This is a genomic window from Solitalea canadensis DSM 3403, assembly GCF_000242635.2.
Classification (GTDB): Bacteria; Bacteroidota; Bacteroidia; order Sphingobacteriales; family Sphingobacteriaceae; genus Solitalea; species Solitalea canadensis.
On the sequence record NC_017770.1, the window covers coordinates 2,232,358 to 2,253,633 of the forward strand.

The window sequence follows — 21,276 nt, forward strand, 5'->3', positions numbered from 1 at the left end:
ATCATTTTAAAATCGGTGTAATCATCTATTATAATTCATCTGTAACGCATCCTTCAGAAGCTGATGATACGTTTTTGATATATTTAGCTAATGTTCCTTTGGTGGCTCTCCATGCAGGTGCCTGCCATGAAGCTTTTCTTTTTGCGATCTCCTCATCGCTTAATTCAGCATTGATGACTCGTTTTTCAGCATCAATCATAATAATATCACCATTTTTAATTAAGCCGATCAAACCTCCATTTTGAGCTTCAGGAGTGATGTGTCCCACAACGAAACCATGTGTACCACCTGAGAAGCGACCATCTGTAACCAGCGCAACACTTTTACCTAAACCAGCTCCCATGATCAACGATGTTGGCTTTAACATTTCAGGCATTCCGGGTGCTCCTTTAGGGCCTTGATAACGAATCACCACCACATCTCCTTTGTCAATTTTACCGGTTAATACCGCGTCGCTAAACTCGAATTCGGAATCAAAAACTTTCGCCGGGCCACTAAAATGTAATCCTTCCTTACCGGTGATTTTTGCAACTGAACCTTCCTTAGCAAGGTTACCGTATAATATCTGTAAGTGACCACTAGGTTTAATTGGTGCACTTAACGGAACAATAATTTTCTGATCTACCGATAAATCCGGAATATCTGCAAGATTCTCTGCCACTGTTTTACCAGTTACAGTTAAGCAGTCGCCATGTAAGAAACCTTCTTTCAATAAGTATTTCATTACAGCCGGAATACCGCCAATCTTGTGCACATCTTCCATCAAATATTTACCACTTGGTTTTAAGTCGGCAATAAATGGTGTTTTATCTGATATGCGTTGAAAATCATCAATGGTTAACTTGATATCTACTGCTTTAGCCATAGCAATCAAGTGAATAACTGCATTGGTTGATCCTCCTAAAGCCATTATAATTGTCATTGCATTTTCAAATGCCTTTTCAGTCATAATATCTTTCGGAAGAATATTTTTCTCCAGTAATACACGAATAGCTTTTCCGGCGGCTTTACATTCGTCCTGTTTTTCTTTACTTGTAGCAGGGTTTGAAGAACTGTAAGGCAAACTCATTCCTAAAGCTTCAATAGCCGACGACATGGTGTTTGCTGTGTACATACCTCCACATGCGCCCGAACCCGGACAAGCATGCTTCACCACTTCTTTAAATTCTTCAGGTGTAATATCACCGCTAATTTTTTGCCCTAACGCTTCAAAAGCAGAAATAATGTCGAGGTTTTGACCATTATGATGGCCGGCGTTAATTGTTCCTCCATAAACCATAATAGAAGGGCGATTTAAACGACCCATTGCCATTAATGCGCCAGGCATATTTTTATCACAGCCCATTACGGTAATTACACCATCGTAAAACATCGCCGAAACAACAGTTTCAATACTATCGGCAATGATATCACGAGATTGTAATGAAAAACGCATACCCGCGGTTCCGTTTGAAATACCATCACTTACGCCAATGGTGTTAAAAACAAGACCAATCATATCATTTTCTCTAACGCTCCCTTTAATTACCTGGGATAAATCATTCAGATGCATGTTACAAGTATTTCCATCGTAACCTGCACTGGCAATGCCTACCTGGGCTTTTTTCATGTCTTCATCAGTAAGACCAATGCCATATAACATGGCTTGAGCACCAGGAAGTGTAGTGTCTTCAGTTAATGTCGCACTATATCTGTTCAGTTTAGTCATTTTGTAATATTTAATTCGAAAGTAGGTTTTCTTTGAAAGTTTGATAAACAATCATCGTTTTGTTTTACGACGCTCAATTTATATGATATAACCTTTGTATTCTTTTAAAGTAACTCGTTTCCTGTACTTTACACTGATTTCATAACCAATGGTATCTTCCCACTTTTTACGAAAGCCTTTACCGTCAATACTTTCAATACCTGCTACTTCGGCGGCCGTTCCGGTTGAGAATGCTCCATCAATATCAATTAGGTCTTCTGGTCTTATTTTTCCTTCTACCACATCATACCCTAAGTATTTAGCTATTTCGATGACCGTAGATCGGGTTATTCCCGGAAATATATTGCCTACTTCAGGAGTGTAGATTACATTATCTCTTTCGAAGAAAAAGTTTGAAGCAGCACATTGAGAAACAAAACCATTTTGGTCTAATAGTAATGCTTCATCAAAACCTTTTGATTTAGCCTCTCGCGTAGCCAAAATTGCATTCACATATTGCCCGGTTACTTTGGTATCAACATGGAATGACGAAGGGCTTATACGGCTATAAGACGAAGTCATTAAACGAGTTTGTTTATCTCCATAATACACCGCCCAACTCAATGCCCCTATGAAAATATTATGACTGTTACTTGGTGTCAATGAAAGATTATCACCAGCAAAAACCAATGGACGCAGATAAGCATTTTTTAAGTGATTCTGACGAATCAATTCGTATGAAATGTCTGTTAGTTCTTCAACAGTATAATTGAGCTTAATATGTAACTTATCGCATGAATAAAGCAATCGCTTAAAATGTTCAATAGGCTTAAAAATTCGCGTTCCGTCATCCGTTTCATAAGCACGAATCCCTTCGAATGCACTGTTGCCATAATGAAACGACTGACTGTAAGGACTGAATCTCACATCTTTGGCTTTTACATACTTCCCATTGTAAAAAACCACGGAGTTTTCGTTAAACTGCATAAATCGATCTATAAGGTTAAAAGTTAAATTGGATTAAGAATTTAATGTAAACACAGTTGAACCCACTGTTACTATACGAGATATTTTCTAAGCATTTCATGATCATTTACATTGATGTAATTGATATGATTTTGCCTGAAGCGAAACAACAACGGTTCCAAATCAGCTTTGGATGCTAACTCAATCCCTACCAGAGCCGGTCCAAACTCCTTATTTGTTTTCTTCAGATATTGAAAATGCACAATGTCGTCGTTTGGCCCCAACGCATCATTTAAGAAATTACGAAGTTCACCCGGCTTCTGTGCAAATTCAACGATAAAGTAATGCTTTAGGCCTTCGTAAATCAAACTACGCTCAATTACCTCCGGGTAGCGAGCAATATCATTATTACCACCACTAATTACACAAACCACCTTTTTCCCCTTTAATTGAGGTGCTAGTTTGTCTAATGCAGCAACAGAAAGTGCTCCTGCCGGTTCGGTTATAATTCCCTCATTTTGATAAAGTTCGATCATAGTAGTACAAACCTTACCTTCATGAACCGTTAAAAATTCATCAATATTTTCCGATGCCAAACGGAAAGTAAGATCACCAATTTGCTTAACTGCAGCACCATCAATAAATGTATCGATAGACTCTAAACGTACTGGCTTACCTTCTTTCAGCGCTGCAATCATTTTTGGTGCTCCTTCAGGGTCAATACCAATAACTTTTACATTGGGATTAATTTCTTTGAAAAACAAAGAGGCTCCTGACGCTAATCCTCCTCCACCTACAGGCACTACTAACACATCAAAATCCTGTAATTCATCGTCAATTTCTTTTGCTACTGTTGCCTGTCCATAAATGGTGTTCCAATCATCAAAAGGATGGATAAATGCTAGATTATTTTGCTCTGCAAATCTTTTAGAAGCAGCATAAGCCTCATCGTAGGTCGTTCCGGTTAACACCACATTTACCCATTCACCTCCAAAACTTCTCACTTTTTCAATCTTTTGTCTCGGCGTTACCTGAGGCATAAAGATGTGCGACTTAATTTTCAGCTTACTGCTACTAAAAGCTACCCCTTGAGCATGATTTCCTGCACTTGCACACACAACACCTCTACTGCGCTGCTCATCACTTAGACCGATAATATTATTGTACGCACCTCTAATTTTGTACGAACGTACAGGTTGCATGTCCTCCCTTTTGAAATACATTTTACAATCATATTTCTCCGACAAGCGGGAAATGTATTGCAGTGGCGTTTTCAGGGCTACACCATTTAATCTCTCAGCGGCTAAGCTTATTTGTTCAGTTACGTTAGAAGTTGTTGTTTGCATAAAATGGTACTTAACAAAAGAGCCGCTTCCTTTTTCAGGAAGCGGCTCTTTTTATGTTTGTGTTTGCTTTACATATTTGAGTGCACTACTTCCCTGTCATGTGTGAATAATCACCACGATAATAATAATGACAGTAATAATAGTGCTTAGATTTCTCATTTGTTTATCTATAATGCTAATGTATTGCGATACTTTTAAAAAACCAAATCAAAGTTTAAAAAAATTAAATCATTCTACGATGTCTATTGCTCTTAATAGCTATCATCGTAATAATAAGGACGACGTTTACTTAGCTTCAAATCCTGTAAAATCGACGATTTTACCCTTAAATCGATGCTATAACTCTTATATCCTCCAAACGGAATCCAATACACAGAAAGGTCCCAACAGTGTAAATCTCTTATGATACCCAAACTGGTTGGAGAAAGCACTCCGTTAGTAATATCATAACCTGTTGTTCCATTAATCTTCCATTTAGGTGTCAAACTAAAGTCTCCACGCACGTTAACAGTTTGCGACGTAGATTTAGTTAATCCGTTATTTGAATAATTAAGGGAGTAATCTAATCCTAAATTCCATGGAATATTAAAGTCGATGAAATCATTCGGATTCGGGTCGATCATGTACAGATCTCTCCGTTGCTGATTTGTTATAGGGGTTTTTCGTTTTGATTCAGAATTAAAGTTTGCACTTAACGACACGTATGCATTTGTCATGCGAACCAAAGGTCCTCCTTCGGAAATAGAGAAGCTATTTATACGTGTTGCCTCTTTTATTCCTAGGCTATCTGTTGATATAACAATTGCATAAGGATCAAACGTTGCTCCAAAATTCAGATTTACCTTTTGAAATAAATTGGTAAATCCGCTCATAGTAATTGGGCTAAGTTTAAATTCATCAGCTGCAAAATTATAGCTGGTTGAAAAAGAGAGATCATTGATTAATGATATTTTCTTCTCACCATTAATACTATCCTTCTTAGAGCGCACCTTCATTTCAAGGTTGTTGCTCAAGCTGAAGTTAAGGGCACTTTGTACGCTACCATTAGGACTCGGTCCAGAATTAACCTGTCCCTCAAAGATTGAATATTGAACTGTATCTTTAGTAGCAGTATTTATATAGCTTTTAATATAGCCATAACTTGGGTCTGAGAAATTAGGCCTATATGAATATCCTACTGAAGGCCGTACTGTATGACGAATAGCTTTTATACCACCATTTTTGAATTGCGCCATACCATATAAAGTGGTAGATGCTGCCACATTAAAGCCATATTCCCTGTAAGATTTGAAACCATTATGCATTTGTGTTTCAACTGAGTCATTTTTAGCGTTGTAGCTTTTTGTAATGCTCTTTAAATACCAGTTTTCTGTCAATGCAACACTTGGACTAATATTGATGTATTTCAACACATTGAAGTTGGTTGAAATTGGCAACTGGTGTTGAATAACTGTTTTAATTTGATCACCTATACCTGGTTTAAACAATAAACTGTCATAGGTTTGCAACTGGTTATCGAAGCGTAAGTTATAAGTAAAGTTAAGTTTATGATACCAACGCTGAGGCCCGATTCGATTTTTTGAATCAAAAGGTGTAATACGGGAAACGCTAAAGTTTAAAGCGGGTAAACCGATGTACAATGAACCTGTATTTAACTCCTGGTTAGTGGTTAAAGCGGTTGATAAGTTAAACGGAGTTCCTTGCCACGTTTTTGAATAACTAATAGAAGAAGATAACGTGTTATTAAAACGGTTAGGAAGCGGCATATAGGTACTCGTATTCTGATAATAAGTAGAAGTACCAGCATTTACAGAAGCTGAAAAGTTTTCTCCGGTTCCTTGTCTGCTTTGCGAATGTGACCATAATATCCGGAAATCTTTTGTATTGGAAAACCCTGCTGTACCCTCTTCACCAAAACGTTGGTTAGAGTAGTTAAGGCTAAAATTACCCGAATACTTATATCGAACAATGTAACGTGAACTTACACCCAAATCATAACTTCCGTTTGTAAAAATACTCCCTCTCAGGGTCATATCCATATTATCGGTTAACCCGACATAATAACCCAAATCACGTAAAAAGAAGCCTTTTTGGGCATCCTCTCCAACTGAAGGAAATACAATTCCGTTAGCTCGTTTTGATGTTTTTGGAAAAAATCCGAATGGTAATACTAAAGGCGTAGGAATATCTTCAATGAACATATAAGCAGGGCCGGTAACCACTCTGTTTTCCATCACCTTGGCTTTAGAAATTTTAATACCAAAGTGTACATGATTAGGGTCATTACATGTAGTATAAATACCACCTTTAAGGAAACCTTCTTTATTCTCATTCAGCTTCATTTGTCCGCCGCGAATAAATCCTTCTCCTTCTTTGCTCACGCCCGACCAAACTTTTGCCTTCTTTGATTTAAAGTTATAAGCTAAACTGTCTGCAATCACATCACTGCCTTCTCCGCTTAAAAATGGTCGTCCCGCATAAAAACCACTAGTATCGTTTACTCCTTTCGCATACACCGTCATCGTATTCTGATCGATACGGATAAAATCGGCTTTAAGCGTAACTCCTTCATAAATTACTTCTGCATCTTTGTACAGGTACAAAAACTTACCTGCAATATCAGCGAGAATAGAGTCTTTGGCACTATATTGGACTTTCGATTGCAAAGCACCGCTACTTTTTTTATTAAGGTTTACCTTTAACGTATCCTTAGCAATTGTATCAATCTTATTGCGCTGAGGTTTTATAATGGTATCTTTTAATAAACTTGAAATAGGTAGAAATGAAGTAAAATTCCTGTTGTTAGCAACTTCCGCCATCATTGACGGTCGAAGAGACAACAAGAACAGGAAAACAAAAAAAGCTTTTAAAAAATGCTTACCTGATAATTTCAAAATATTTAACTGAATGTTACTTTTGCGTTTATGGAAATAAATAGCACCCCAAAGTTAAAGAAATTTAGAGCAGTGCGAATACTTTTTAACATTTTGGCCCTGTCCTTTTTATTCATTAGTCTATCATCATTTAACTTACAACCTGAAAATAAGGGGTTTAGTGGTACAAAAAAATATAAATACAAATTAAAAACCATTGTAATAGATCCGGGACACGGCGGCAAAGATAACGGCGCTAACCGAGCCTGGGCCACCGAAAAACATATTGTCTTAGCAATTGGACTAAAATTAGGCAACATGATAGAAGATGCTTTTCCGGATGTAAAGGTTGTCTTCACCCGAAAAACGGATTCATTTGTTGACCTTGATGAGCGAGCTAATATAGCCAATCGAAATAAAGCAGACCTTTTTATCTCCATACACTGCAACTCAAACAATAGTGGTTCACCTTACGGAACGGAAACTTACGCTTTCGGTACAGATTCAAGAACATCGCAAGAAAAAATGGATGTAGCCAAACGTGAGAACTCAGTAATTATGCTGGAAGATAATTATGAGAAGCGTTACGACGGTTTTGACCCTAACTCTCCCGAAGCCTATATCATTTTCTCTTTATATCAAAACAAAAACTTAACGCAAAGCTTAAATATTGCCTCTAAAATTGAAACGGAATTTGGTGATACAGATAATCGTTACAGCAGAGGTGTAAAACAAGAACGTTTTCTGGTGTTAAGGTATACTAACATGCCGGCAGTTTTAGTTGAAACAGGATTTGTGTCTAACCGTGAAGAAGGAAAGTATCTTGCTAGTTCTGAAGGACAAAGTGAAGTTGCGGCGTCTATTTTCCGCGCTTTTAAGTCTTATAAAAAGGATTTAGAGGCAGCCAATTAATTTTTTCATATTTTTGCAGACTGAAGGTTAAGGAAATTTACCCTTATTTATTGCGTTATTAATTATAAGTTAAACGTAAATTTATAAGCACAATACCTTTATCCGCACTTATTTCTATATTATTCTTAAATGAAGATCGCGAACGAAACCAAAATTGGAATACTTACCGCTCTGGCAATTACATGCCTTATACTTGGTTATAATTATTTAAAAGGGAATGACGTTTTTTCTAATACACGTAAATTCTATGCAATTTACGACCGTGTTGACGGATTAACTATTTCTCGTCCTGTTTTAGTAAACGGCTTCCAGATCGGACGTGTTGCTCGCCTTGATTTACAGGAAGATCATAAAATCAGAGCACGTTTTGATATTGCATCTGATATTGAGTTACCTAAAAATACAATTGCTGAAATTCAAAGCCCTGATTTACTGAGTGGAAAAGCTGTTGTTTTTAAACTTGGAAATTCAACAGAAATCGCTCCTGAAGGGTTTCAGTTCACTGCCGGTATTGAAAGCTCACTAATGGAATCGCTAAGTCCGATCAAGGATAAAGCGACCATCACACTTGTGAAAATCGATTCTGTTTTAACAGCGGTGAATAACATTTTGAATCCTGAGTTTCAGAAAAGTATTCAAAATAGCTTTAAAAGCATTGAGGTTACCATGAAACACATGGAAGGAACCACAGCTAAATTAACCACAAGTGCAGATCGCCTTAATTCTATAATGTCGAACGTTGAGTCGATCACCCAAAACCTGAAAAACAATAACGAGAAAATCAATAATGTATTAAACAATATTGATAAAATCACTGATCAGGTGGCGAAAGGTAATATTCAGGAAACACTATTAAATGCCAGCAAATCTATGGCTGAGGTAAATGCAATTATGGCCAAAATTAAGAAAGGTGAAGGTTCTATTGGAATGTTGTTAAACGACAATCGTTTGTACGAAAATTTGAATAAAACTGCAGCTGATCTGGATAAATTAATGGTCGATTTCCGTGTGAATCCAAAACGTTACGTGCATTTCTCATTGTTCGGTAAAAAAGCAAAAGTTTATACAGAGCCCGATTCAACAAAAAAATAATCAAGATACAAGTACCAAAAAAGGTTCATTATTTAACGTAATGAACCTTTTTTATTTACAAACTTTTAGCAAATATTAACTAAAATTTTTAGCTTTATTAAACGTATTTTAATACTTTTGAACCAATTAAAATTACAGAATGCTAAATCCCAATCTTGATCCTAACTCGGAAAGGTTAACACCAACGGAAAAAGAAATTGAACGTGTTTTACGTCCACAGGAGTTTGAAGATTTTACCGGACAGGAAAAAATCCTTGAAAACCTTCGCATTTTCGTTAAAGCAGCCAAAAATCGCGGGGAAGCACTAGATCATGTGTTATTGCATGGCCCTCCGGGATTAGGCAAGACTACGCTTTCACATATTATAGCTAATGAGATGGGTACGGGTATTAAAATTACCTCGGGCCCGGTTTTGGATAAGCCCGGTGATTTAGCTGGCTTACTAACTAATTTATCAGATGGTGATATTCTATTCATTGATGAAATTCACCGTTTAAGTCCGTTGGTGGAAGAATACCTTTATTCAGCAATGGAAGATTACAAGATCGATATTATGTTGGAAACTGGCCCAAATGCCCGTTCCGTACAAATATCATTAAGCCCGTTTACATTGGTGGGGGCCACTACCCGATCAGGTTTATTAACAGCACCACTTCGTGCCCGATTTGGAATCAATGCACGATTAGAATATTACGATGCTAAACTATTAACGAGTATTGTAATGCGTTCAGCCGATATCCTAAAAACCCCAACAACAGAAGAAGGTGCTTTTGAAATTGCCCGCCGTAGTCGTGGAACTCCTCGTATTGCCAATGCCCTACTTCGAAGAACCCGGGATTTTGCCCAGGTGAAAGGAAATGGGAATATTGATACCGAAATTGCACGTTATGCGCTAAATGCGTTAAATGTTGATGAACATGGCTTAGACGAAATGGATAATAAAATCCTTCTAACCATTATCGATAAATTTAAAGGAGGTCCTGTAGGTCTAAAAACAATAGCAACAGCCGTTGGAGAAGATGAAGGAACAATTGAAGAAGTTTATGAGCCTTTCCTGATTCAGGAAGGATACTTAATGCGCACTTCCCGAGGACGAGAAGCTACCGAATTGGCATATAAACATTTGAAGAAATTACACCACTCAAAAGGGAATACTTTATTTTAAAATTACGAGTTGCGGATTACGGATTATTAGTTATGTAATTCATTATGAACTCGTAACACGTAACCCGCAATTCGTAATCAATATCTACTCTCCGTAAACTACATTCACCTTATTTCTAAGATTGTAGTTCGAAGCCATCACTTCTCCGTAAGCACCGGCTGTACGAATAGCGATTAAATCTCCTCGTTGGGTTTCCGGTAATTCTACCGCTTTCCCAAAACAATCGGTAGACTCACAAATCGGGCCTACTACATCGTAATTTTTGCTTTTAACACTGTTACCCGATTTCGAAATATTTTGAATCTTATGATAGGCCTGATACAAAGCAGGACGCATTAATTCAGTCATACCTGCATCTAAAATGGCAAAGTTTGTAACCTGACCATTTTTGACAAACAGCACTTTCGAAATTAAAGCACCTGAATTGGCTACCAATGCTCTCCCCAATTCAAAATGCACTTCTTGCTGGGCAGTGCGCTCAAGGAAGGAATCAAATATTTTGAAATAGGTTTCAAAGTCGACAATTGATTTTGAATCTGGTTCATAATAATCAACCCCTAATCCTCCTCCTACATTAATAACCTTAATGGCTACACCACGATCAGTAAACCACTTAACAATGTCATTCACTTTAACACACAGGCTTTTAAAAACATTAAAATCAGTAATTTGAGAACCAATATGAAAATGCAAGCCTACACATTTGATATTAGGAAGAGATTTTAGTGAAGTAACTACTTTGTCAAACTCCCACTGATTAATGCCAAATTTATTTTCTTCTAAACCTGTGGTAATGTATTTATGCGTATAAGCATTAACATTCGGGTTAATTCTTAATGCTACTTGTGCAGTTTTACCTTTTTTAGCAGCTAACTCATTAATTACCTCGAGTTCCTGGATTGATTCAACATTAAAACAGAAAATATCATTATCCAAACCAAAATTGATTTCCGCATCTGATTTACCTACACCTGCAAACACAATTTGGTTCTTATTAAAACCAATCTCCAATGCACGCTTTACCTCACCTCCGCTCACACAATCCGCACCAATGTTATAGGATTTAATTGTTGCTAAAACGCGTTTATCAACATTCGCCTTTAACGCATAATGCACATGAAATCCATACTTATCAGAGGCAGTTGTACAGGCTTTCAAAGTGGCCGATAGCAACGAGAGATCGTAATAATAGAATGGCGTTTCTTCTGATTGAAACTTATTTAGTTGTTCGTTTGAAAACATCTTTTAGTAAAGTTTGAGATATGAGATTATGGTATTGGAACTTAGCGTTATGTCCCACATATCTATATCAGTTTTATATCGACCGGAATACTTGAATGTAAGAACTCTATTTTCTCAAATCTCCTATCCCATATCTGATAACTAATTAAACAGCCCTTCGTGTAAATCTTGCAATGCTGAGTGTTTGAAACTAGAATCAACAATAATTGAAATATTGTTATTGCTACCACCATACGAAATCATACGCATCGGAACTTCTTTCAATGAGTTGATTACACGCGCAGCATACCCAGTTTTAGAAGAAACAAAATCACCTACAATACAAATAATAGTAAGGTCTTTATCTACCTCTACAGCTCCGTAATCGGCCAATTCTTCAATAATATCTTTAAGATTATCTGTTTTATCAATAGTTACTGAAACGGCTACCTCTGATGTAGTAATTACATCAATTGGTGTTTTATAACGTTCAAAGATTTCAAAAACTCGTCTTAAGAAACCATAAGCCATCAACATACGACTTGATTGAATCTTAACAGCTGTGATACCATCTTTTGCTGCAACAGCTTTAATTTCACCTTCGCTACGTTGTGCATCGATTAATGTTCCCGGAGCAGTAGGATCCATTGTGTTTTTTAAACGAACTGGGATTTTATATTTCTGAGCAGGTAATACACTCTGAGGGTGTAAAATCTTAGCCCCAAAATAAGCTAACTCTGCTGCTTCTTCAAATGAGAGTCGCGCAATTGGACGCGTATTTTTAACAATGCGAGGATCGTTATTGTGCATACCGTCAATGTCTGTCCAAATTTGCACTTCTTCTGCTGTAATCCCGGCACCGATAAGTGATGCCGTATAATCACTACCTCCACGTTTCAGGTTATCAATTTCGCCAAAAGGATTACGACAAATGAAGCCTTGGGTTATGAATAATTTTGTGGTTGGATTTGCTTCTAATAATGGCGTTAATTTTTCAGTAATGAAAGGTACAATGGGCTCCGATTCTTCATCAATTTTCATGAAATCCAATGCCGGTAACAATACCGCATCAATACCAATCTGATTTAAATAAACAGTATATAAATTGGTAGAAATTAACTCACCTTGTGCTAATATTGCCCGCTCATGTGCAGGTGTAAATGAAGCCTCATTGGCAAATGAGTAAATAGTTGCAAAGTGAGTTTCAATTATTTCATTACCTTTTGCGTAAAATTCTTGCTGCGGAAATAAATCTTGTATAAAAACGATGTACTTCGACTTCAGATTATCAATCAATGAAACTGCCTTATTCTTATCAACCTTATATGCTTCACTGATTTCTACCAGGCTGTTAGTTGTTCCTGATACTGCTGACAATACAACGATCTGACGTTCGTTAGGATTAATTATGTCTAAAAGTCTGCGCATACGCTCAGGACTTCCGACAGATGTTCCTCCAAATTTTAATACTTTCATTTTAAGTACAATGATTAAAAAAATATATGTTTAGGTTTTATTCTCAGAAATAAACACTTTTAAGACTTGTGTTTCAACAAATTGAGAAAATTGCAACAATCTTAATTTTTTACTCAAATTTCCTGAACGGATAAGTCAAAATCTTATTTTAATTAAAATTTCGCTAAAATAACGATATTTTTTTCATTGATTCATTAATTTAGGCACGTAATTGAAAATTTATGATAAACATTAAATTCGGCACCGATGGATGGCGTGCCATTATAGCTCAGGAGTTTACAGTTGAAAATGTTATTCGTGTAGGATACGGAACTGCCTTATGGTTAAAAGAACAAAAACCTAAAGCTTCAGTAGTAATTGGCAATGACCCTCGTTTTGCAGGGAAATTATTTGCTGAAACCACAGCAAAAGTTTTCGCAAATGCCGGCATTAAAGTATTTATCTCTTCTACCGATTTTGTATCTACACCAATGGTTTCTTTAGGAACCGTATTATTAAAAGCTGATCTGGGGGTAATCATTACGGCAAGTCACAATCCACCGGCTTACAGTGGTTATAAAATCAAAGCTTCTTATGGTGGACCTGCTACTCCGTCTATGATTGATGCTGTTGAAGAGCTAATTCCTGAGAAAATTCCTTTGGACTTACTTTCAATTGATGAATACAAAAAACAAGGATTGATTGAAGAGATTAATCTGGAAGACATGTATATTAAACACGTTGAAGAAAAATTTGACCTTGATGCTATCCGTAACTCAGGGATGAATTTTGCTTACGATGCGATGTATGGCGCCGGACAAAATGCAATGCGCCGCTTGTTCCCTGATGCAACGTTCCTTCACTGTGATCATAATCCGGGGTTTGACGGACAAGCACCTGAGCCGATCCACAAAAATCTTTCTGAATTTTCTGAATTGATCAAACTTAGTGGTGATATCGCATCAGGTTTAGCAACTGATGGAGACGCTGACCGTATTGGTTTGTATGATGAAAAAGGAAATTTCGTAGATTCTCATCATATTATCTTATTACTCATTCATTATTTACACAAATACAAAGGTTTAAGTGGCGAGGTAATCACCACTTTTTCTTGTACACAAAAAATCGCTGACCTTTGTGCGAAGTATAAACTTCCTCAAACTACCACTAAAATCGGGTTTAAATATATCTGTGATTTAATTGTTAACGGTGGTAAGCAAGTGTTGGCAGGCGGTGAAGAATCAGGAGGAATTGCAATTACCGGTTATATTCCGGAACGTGATGGTATTTGGATTGGTTTAACTGTTTGGGAATTTATGGCTAAAACAGGTAAATCATTAACTGAACTGATTGAAGAAGTATATGCTGAAGTTGGTTCATTTGCCGTTGAGCGCTACGATCTTCACTTAACGGAAGAGAAAAAGCAAGCCATCATTAAAGCTTGTAAAAACGGCCTGTATTCTTCGTTTGGAAGCTATAAAATTGCACAAGTTGAAGATATGGACGGTTATAAATTCCACTTAGGAAATGGAACCTGGGTAATGATTCGTCCTTCGGGAACAGAACCTGTATTAAGAGTTTATGCTGAAGCAGCAAATTCTGCAGATGCATTTGCAATTCTGGATGCAACAAAAGCGACTTTACTTGGCTAATTGAGGCATTAATGCAATTTAACTAAAAGACGAAGCTGTTCCGTTTTGCGGAACAGCTTCGTCTTTTAGTTAAGAATCATTTAAATTAAAAGAACAGTATAACATCTACATGAGTTTTAACGAACAAATAGTTGAAGTCCGCAGGCATTATAACTCCGGGGACTTTGATCTTGCACATCGACGCCTTTTGGATTGTGTAATAGAAACCGCTGATACAACCCTATTTAAACAAGCACTCTCCTATTGTGAGTGGTATGAACAAAGTATTGCATCAGTAGCAAAAGATGAAATAAGTACAAAAGCAGTTGAATTATTGGCGCTTATTGAGAAAATAGGGCCGTTGGATTCTTCAACAAATCAAAAAGAACTATTAACTGTTAAATCACTGTCTAAACAGTATGCTAAAAGCAATTTTGAGCTAAATGACATTGATTTTACATTATCGGCCGGTGAAGTTATCGGATTGGTTGGAGAAAACGGAAACGGAAAAACCACCTTATTACGTTTGTTAGCTGCTGAATTATATCCTGATTCGGGTTTAATTAATTACAGCTTCGCCAATAATGTTCATGATTATGAATTACGCTCCAAATTAGTATATGTACCTCAACGCATCCCACGTTGGTGGGGCAGTTTAATGGATAATCTGAATTTTACACTAACACAGCAAGGAATCAAAGGCAGTGACAATCTGTTATGGGCTGAAATGATTGTAGCCCGTTTAGGATTAAGGCCTTTCAGACACCTAAGCTGGAACCGTCTCTCCTCCGGATACAGAACACGTTTTGAGCTGGCAAAAACATTATTGAGAGCGCCTAAAGTTTTGTTGCTGGATGAGCCATTAGCTAATCTAGATATTAACGCCCAACAAACGGTCCTTCAGGATTTAAAATTCCTTTCTCGTTCGGCGAGCAGGCCTTTTGGAATTTTATTGAGTTCACAGCATATTTATGAGGTGGAAAAGGTTTCAGATAAAATCATCTACCTTGAGCACGGCAAACCTAAATATCAGCAATTAAACGGTCAAAAAATTGACGAGGAATCAAAACCTGTTTATGAACTAATCATTGAATTAGAAACTCCCGCTACTAGAGAAAGCGTAGAGAAAACATTCCGGGATTTATCACCAAATCACCTGAAATATAACGGAAACGTTTATATCGTATCATTCTCCCCTGAACAAACCATGGGAGCTGTTTTACAATCAATTGCACAACATCAGCTGGAGATCATTTATTTGAGAAATATTTCACAATCTTCTCGGAGATTTTTTACTAATTAAACTTCTATCCAAATGAAAAAAATTGGACAATGGTTGCTGTTGCATTATCCACTTATATGGAACACTCGAATCTATATACTATTACCTTTTGTATTACTCTTAAATGTATTATTCTATTTATGGGGTTATAATTCGGTAAACAATTTAAAAGATTTAACTTATTACAACTATTTCAGATCTGGCGGTGAAGAAATCATCATATCATTACTAGTCGGAGTGTTAACCCTAATTACATGGTTGGCATTCTATTTACGTCAAAATGCGTTCAAAAGTTATTTACCAATCAATAACACTTATTTAATAAAAGAATTCTTTATTATTCTGATTGCAATCGCCGGTGTTTCTTTTTTGATGTTTTCACAAGGGCAAGGCAGAATTCATAAGCTTCGCGAACTTTCTAAAGATACTAATCTGATTGAAGAAGCTAATCTTATCAATATTGCATCCCATTTTTTACCTTTTAACACTGACGACTTTAACCCTAATAATTATTACAATTCTCCCGCAAATAAAGACTCAAGTAATTATACGCCGGTTTCTGCGTTCAGTTATTTAGATTATAACAGAGGTCCTGAAATTTATTCTTTAAATTCAGTCTCAAAAACTTCATTAAAATCAGACACGGTTATTAGAAAAACTGCCCATAAATTATTGCTAAATCATAAAAGTGATACTGTAAAAGCAATAATAAACAGGTACCTATCCATTTGTAATAAATATGGAATTGAATACCGATTAGATGTTGATCGACTAGTTAACTCAATATTTGCAACTCCTGATTTCAGACTAAATGGGAAAACAATTGAGCAATATGGAACGGAAGGAGACTATGTGCAGTCGTATAACCTTAATAATGCTATAACTACTTTAGACAATGCAAAACACCGTAACATAATGAGTTTGGAAGATAGTATATGCTTCATTTATTGGTGTTTAGGTTGTACAATAGTGCTATTATCGTTCAGAATTACACAGATTAAAACCTGGTTCATCAGTTTAATCACCTTTGGAGTTCTTGTTATTCTCAACATCTTATTAATGGTTTCATCAGAGAAGGATGCTTGCATGCTATTAATTTTACAACCTATTGCTGCTTTCATACTAGCTTTCGTTTATATTAATAAAAGAAGAAAGAAGTTAGTATCCGGAGTTTGTTATTTGTTAGCGTTATGGTCTTTAACTGGCTTTATAAGCGTTTCCTATAGACTTTTAGTGAAACTTTCTGACCGGATAGATTATCTATCAAAAACTGAAACAGATTATTACAAACCTGTTTATTACATTGATTACGCCAACTTCATCTTTGCACTCCTAATGATCATTTTTGTAATGATTCCGTTAGCAAAAAAATGGCAGGCTAATCCTGCAGAATAGCATTATTAAATCCTGACATTAAAGTGTCAGGATTTGTTTTATATTTGATTATTACGCTTCCCTTTTCTACGCCTCAATCAATCTAAACTTTACATTTTCTCATGTATGTGACAACATACTTACGTTGTACGTAGGTAAACTTGCTTGCGTATTTTCTATTTTTGCAATTGTTTTTGAACCTAAAATTCTAATTGCTTTATAATTATGCATGCTATTTGCTTTAGATGCATACTTTAAAAAGATTATAGAAATAAACAGATCTAACATGAATAAAATCACGACCATTTTACTTTCGTTAATTGCAATAGGCGTAATGTCTTCATGCGGTAATCAGAAAAAGAAAGATCAGGAACAAGAGAAAAACTTGTTTTCTGAGAGCATGTTACTTCATGATGAAGTAATGCCTAAACAAGAAGAGCTTTTTAAATTGAAAAAGAAAATCTCTGGTTTAGGAGCTAAAATGGACAGCTTGAAAATTGCCAATCCTACATTAGATACTGCTGCTTTAAGAATTAAAATTAATGGATTATCAACCAAAATTGATTCTGCTGTTGATAATATGTCTGATTGGATGCATTCATTTACAAGTGATTTGGATCAAAAGTTTGAAGGTAAATCGCATGAAGAGATCATGAAATACCTTAATGATGGCAAACAAAGCATTGAGAATGTTCAAAAAGAATTTAACCAATCAATTTCTGACGCTAATAAATTTTTGAATGAATATAAAGTTAAGTAACCTTATTCCTTTAGTTGCCATTGGAATGGTATTAGCATTTGTTGGCTGCAATAAAACCGACGATAGTAAACTTCCAATCTTAGGTCGTAGAGAACCTGTAACCAAAATGGTTGACGGAAAAGAGGTTATTGATACGCTTTATCAAACTATCCAGCCTTTCCGGTTTGTAAATCAGGATAGCCAGTGGGTAAGCAATGAAACCTTTAAAGATAAGATCTACGTAGCTGATTTCTTCTTTACTTCCTGCCCTACCATCTGCCCTATTATGAAAAAAAACATGCTGGTGGTTTATGACAAATTTAAAGGTAATCCTGAAGTTGGGATCTTATCGCATAGTATCGATCCTCGTCATGATTCTGTTAGTGTATTAAAGAAATTTGCACATAAAATTGGCGTTGAGGGAAATCAATGGAACTTTATTACCGGTAACCGCGACACTATTTACTCTATAGCAGAAAGCAGCTATTTAACTACAGCAAAAGAAGATAATACACAACCAGGCGGAATTGTACACAGCGGTGCTTTCATTTTGGTGGATAAAGATCGTCATATCCGTGGTGTGTATGATGGAACAAATACAGAAGCAGTTGAGCAGATGATGAAGGATATGGATAAACTTCTTTTGGAATACAAAAAGCACTAAACTTCAATTTAAAAATAGGCCGAATTATTATTTAAAATCTCAACTAACACAAGATTGAATAATAACTATTTAAAACCTTGATGAAGAAAAAAATTACAGTTTTAGTTCTTTTGGGAGCTATCGTGGGTGGATTGATCGCTTGTTCTAATCCTAAAGAAATAAAAGAGAAACAATACTATGCTGAAGGCATGTATCTGTATCAAAAGTATTGTCAGAATTGTCATATGGAAAATGGTAAAGGTTTAGGTGAACTAATACCTCCGTTGGCTCAATCGGATTACTTATTTAATAATATGTCTGATTTAGCCTGCATGATAAAAAATGGGAAACAAGGAAAAATGATAGTTAATGGCAAGTCTTATGATGGAATTATGCCTGGCTATAACAACCTGAGCTCTATTGAAATAGCAGAGATCATTACCTATGTTACTAATTCATGGGGTAATAAATCTTCAACCTATTCAATAAAACAAGTTGAAGAAGATCTTAAAAAATGTAAGTAATTTGATACTTTTGCATCATACAAACTGGTCTGTCGCGCTGAAAAGTGAGGAAAGTCCGGGCAACATAGAGCATCCTGCTTCCTAACAGGAAGGTCTCGCAAAACGGGAACAGAAAGTGCCACAGAGAATATACCGCCCCGGCTCTGCTGGGGTAAGGGTGAAAACGTGAGGTAAGAGCTCACGGCTTTGTCGGGCGACCGGCATCGCGGTAAACCTCAGGAGTTGAAAGACCAAATAAACCGGAGCTTGAGGGCTGCTCGCTCAATTCCGGAGGGTAGGTTGCTAGAGATGAATGGTGACATTCATTCGAGATAAATGACAGATATCAATCTGACTTGATCGGATTGAGAAACAGAACCCGGCTTATACGTTTGTATTTTTTTATAAAAACCCCGCAATTATATTTTGAATAGTTGCGGGGTTTTCTATTTTTATATAAATAAATTCCTTGTTATAAGCGCTCTTTATCTTTTAACAAAACAAGAAATTAAATTAAGCTCTTTTTTATCGTTTAAAAATCTACTTAAACATATGGCAAAACTTCTGATCGTTGATGATGAGCGCAGTATTCGTAATACCTTGCGCGAAATTCTTGAGTACGAGAATTATGATGTTGATGACACCGATAATGGTGAGTCAGCACTTCAGTTAATTGCAAAAAACAACTATGACCTGGTGCTGTGCGACATTAAAATGAACAAAATGGACGGATTGGAGGTATTAAGCCGATCACAGCAAACCAATCCTGATCTACCATTTATTATGATCTCTGGCCATGGAACGGTTGAAACAGCCGTTGAGGCCAGCAAAAAAGGTGCATTTGATTTCATTTCAAAACCACCTGATCTGAATCGTCTTTTAATTACTGTTCGAAATGCGCTTGACAGAGGTGCTTTGGCAACCGAAACAAGAGTATTAAAGAAAAAAGTTTCGAAGACCAGGGAAATTCTGGGCCACTCCCCTGCAATCCAGAAAATTAAAGAAACCATTGAGCGTGTTGCTCCTACTGATGCCCGTGTGTTGGTTACGGGACCTAACGGTAGCGGTAAAGAATTGGTTGCGAGATGGATTCATGAAAAAAGCAACAGATCGGCCAGTACAATTATTGAGGTTAACTGTGCCGCAATCCCATCTGAATTAATTGAGAGTGAATTATTCGGACATGAAAAAGGTTCGTTTACCTCGGCAATTAAACAACGTATTGGAAAATTTGAACAAGCACACGGTGGAACATTATTTCTTGACGAAATCGGTGATATGAGCCTTTCAGCACAGGCAAAAGTATTGCGCGCTCTTCAGGAAAATAAAATTACCCGTGTTGGCGGTGAACGTGAAATCGATGTTGATGTAAGAGTAATTGCCGCGACTAATAAAGATTTGTTAAAGGAAATTGAAAAAGGAAATTTCCGCTTAGACCTTTATCACCGCTTGAGTGTAATTATTATCAATGTTCCTGCATTAAAAGAAAGGAAAGGTGACGTGACCTTGATAGCTGAAAGTTTTCTGGATGAAATTTGCTCAGATTACGGAATGCCAGTAAAACAGCTCACAAAAGAGGCTTTACGTGCTTTGGAAAACCTTGAATGGTCTGGCAATATTCGTGAGCTCCATAATATGATCGAACGACTGATCATTATGAGTGATAAAGTTATTACAGATGTAGACGTACAGCTATTCTCTCACTCTCCTCAGTTATCTACTTCGAATGAGAGTAATTTCGACTTTGAACGTTTCAGTAAATTCCAGGAATTCAAAGATCATATCGAAAAACAATTTATAAAGCATAAATTGGAGAAAAACAATTGGAATGTTTCAAAAACTGCTGATGAAATTGACATTCAGCGAAGTCATTTGTATAGTAAAATAGAAAAATTTGGATTAAAACGAGAAGAAATTGGGGCCAATTAAAATGAATCACTTTCTCAAATCCTAAAAATATTTTTTCACAAAAAGATGGCGTTAAAATCGCCATCTTTTTTTCATTATCAATTTAATAACAAATACTTATTTTTATTATAAAATTATTAATGTTTATTTCTTGATTGCAACCCAAACTAGAAAAATATCATTACACAAATCCCTACCAAGCCTTCTGATTGATTTTTCATTAACAAATTTGCAACAAATTGCCATGATTTAAAAAATTTTAGCAATTACATACAAAATCGTAAGTCTAACAGCTCCCTAATTGAAAGATTGGTGTATTTTTTACAAAAAGAAAAAAACATTCATATTTCGAGCTTCAAAGCTGAAAACCCATTTTTCCTACCAATCATTTAATCGAATACTTTTGTGTCATAAATGGCACTTACATTGTACCTCAATAGCGCTAACTATCAATATTAACATTAGCTAGCGATTAATGG

General features: G+C 36.3%; 16 protein-coding genes and 1 other RNA gene. 11 read left to right on the forward strand and 6 right to left on the reverse strand.

The window, feature by feature from the left end; genetic code table 11:
• Positions 1 to 28: 28 nt before the first annotated feature.
• The 4 genes from ilvD to SOLCA_RS09205 all read right to left on the reverse strand — a co-directional run bounded on the left by ilvD (position 29) and on the right by SOLCA_RS09205 (position 6,893).
• Positions 29 to 1,708 carry a dihydroxy-acid dehydratase gene (gene ilvD, locus SOLCA_RS09190; protein WP_014680171.1) on the reverse strand — a complete coding sequence of 560 codons (1,680 nt, stop codon included), beginning with the start codon at positions 1,706 to 1,708 and terminating at the stop codon, positions 29 to 31.
• A gap of 78 nt (positions 1,709 to 1,786) precedes the next feature.
• Complete coding sequence (gene ilvE, locus SOLCA_RS09195) at positions 1,787 to 2,674, reverse strand: branched-chain-amino-acid transaminase (protein ID WP_014680172.1); 888 nt, start codon at positions 2,672 to 2,674, stop codon at positions 1,787 to 1,789.
• Between the two features lie 71 nt (positions 2,675 to 2,745).
• A complete protein-coding gene (gene ilvA, locus SOLCA_RS09200) occupies positions 2,746 to 3,999 on the reverse strand; it encodes a threonine ammonia-lyase IlvA (RefSeq protein ID WP_014680173.1) in 1,254 nt (417 codons plus the stop codon).
• Positions 4,000 to 4,250: 251 nt separating this feature from the next.
• A complete protein-coding gene (locus tag SOLCA_RS09205; protein ID WP_014680174.1) occupies positions 4,251 to 6,893 on the reverse strand; it encodes a putative LPS assembly protein LptD in 2,643 nt (880 codons plus the stop codon).
• Positions 6,894 to 6,965: 72 nt separating this feature from the next.
• Between SOLCA_RS09205 and SOLCA_RS09210 the strand changes: the two genes are divergently transcribed.
• The 3 genes from SOLCA_RS09210 to ruvB all read left to right on the forward strand — a co-directional run bounded on the left by SOLCA_RS09210 (position 6,966) and on the right by ruvB (position 10,041).
• The gene (locus tag SOLCA_RS09210) at positions 6,966 to 7,784 is read left to right on the forward strand and encodes an N-acetylmuramoyl-L-alanine amidase family protein (protein ID WP_217166196.1); all 819 of its coding nucleotides are present in this window, start codon (positions 6,966 to 6,968) and stop codon (positions 7,782 to 7,784) included.
• Positions 7,785 to 7,913: 129 nt separating this feature from the next.
• Positions 7,914 to 8,876 (forward strand): MlaD family protein, encoded by a 963-nt coding sequence (locus SOLCA_RS09215; protein WP_014680176.1) that lies wholly within the window; start codon positions 7,914 to 7,916, stop codon positions 8,874 to 8,876.
• Positions 8,877 to 9,015: 139 nt separating this feature from the next.
• Complete coding sequence (gene ruvB, locus SOLCA_RS09220; protein WP_014680177.1) at positions 9,016 to 10,041, forward strand: Holliday junction branch migration DNA helicase RuvB; 1,026 nt, start codon at positions 9,016 to 9,018, stop codon at positions 10,039 to 10,041.
• Between the two features lie 84 nt (positions 10,042 to 10,125).
• Here the strand turns inward: ruvB and lysA are convergent, their stop codons facing one another.
• Both lysA and SOLCA_RS09230 read right to left on the reverse strand, forming a co-directional pair.
• A complete protein-coding gene (gene lysA / locus SOLCA_RS09225) occupies positions 10,126 to 11,283 on the reverse strand; it encodes a diaminopimelate decarboxylase (protein ID WP_014680178.1) in 1,158 nt (385 codons plus the stop codon).
• Positions 11,284 to 11,424: 141 nt separating this feature from the next.
• Positions 11,425 to 12,738 carry an aspartate kinase gene (locus SOLCA_RS09230; RefSeq protein WP_014680179.1) on the reverse strand — a complete coding sequence of 438 codons (1,314 nt, stop codon included), beginning with the start codon at positions 12,736 to 12,738 and terminating at the stop codon, positions 11,425 to 11,427.
• Between the two features lie 221 nt (positions 12,739 to 12,959).
• Between SOLCA_RS09230 and SOLCA_RS09235 the strand changes: the two genes are divergently transcribed.
• From SOLCA_RS09235 to SOLCA_RS09265, 8 genes are all read left to right on the forward strand, one after another.
• Positions 12,960 to 14,369, forward strand: coding sequence for a phosphohexomutase domain-containing protein (locus tag SOLCA_RS09235; RefSeq protein ID WP_014680180.1), 1,410 nt, complete (start codon positions 12,960 to 12,962; stop codon positions 14,367 to 14,369).
• A 109-nt stretch (positions 14,370 to 14,478) separates the two neighbouring features.
• On the forward strand, positions 14,479 to 15,651 hold the full coding sequence (locus SOLCA_RS09240) for an ABC transporter ATP-binding protein (RefSeq protein ID WP_014680181.1): 1,173 nt from the start codon (positions 14,479 to 14,481) through the stop codon (positions 15,649 to 15,651).
• Positions 15,652 to 15,663: 12 nt separating this feature from the next.
• A complete protein-coding gene (locus tag SOLCA_RS09245; RefSeq protein ID WP_014680182.1) occupies positions 15,664 to 17,025 on the forward strand; it encodes a hypothetical protein in 1,362 nt (453 codons plus the stop codon).
• A 265-nt stretch (positions 17,026 to 17,290) separates the two neighbouring features.
• Positions 17,291 to 17,764, forward strand: a complete 474-nt coding sequence (locus SOLCA_RS09250; RefSeq protein ID WP_157604543.1) for a hypothetical protein — start codon at positions 17,291 to 17,293, stop codon at positions 17,762 to 17,764.
• Positions 17,745 to 18,407 carry an SCO family protein gene (locus tag SOLCA_RS09255; RefSeq protein WP_014680184.1) on the forward strand — a complete coding sequence of 221 codons (663 nt, stop codon included), beginning with the start codon at positions 17,745 to 17,747 and terminating at the stop codon, positions 18,405 to 18,407. The genes SOLCA_RS09250 and SOLCA_RS09255 overlap by 20 nt, the downstream gene beginning before the upstream one ends.
• 80 nt (positions 18,408 to 18,487) lie before the next feature.
• Positions 18,488 to 18,910 (forward strand): c-type cytochrome, encoded by a 423-nt coding sequence (locus tag SOLCA_RS09260; protein ID WP_014680185.1) that lies wholly within the window; start codon positions 18,488 to 18,490, stop codon positions 18,908 to 18,910.
• A 16-nt stretch (positions 18,911 to 18,926) separates the two neighbouring features.
• An RNA gene (rnpB, locus tag SOLCA_RS22640) (RNase P RNA component class A) lies at positions 18,927 to 19,292 on the forward strand.
• A gap of 149 nt (positions 19,293 to 19,441) precedes the next feature.
• A complete protein-coding gene (locus SOLCA_RS09265) occupies positions 19,442 to 20,818 on the forward strand; it encodes a sigma-54-dependent transcriptional regulator (protein ID WP_014680186.1) in 1,377 nt (458 codons plus the stop codon).
• Positions 20,819 to 21,276 lie beyond the last annotated feature (458 nt).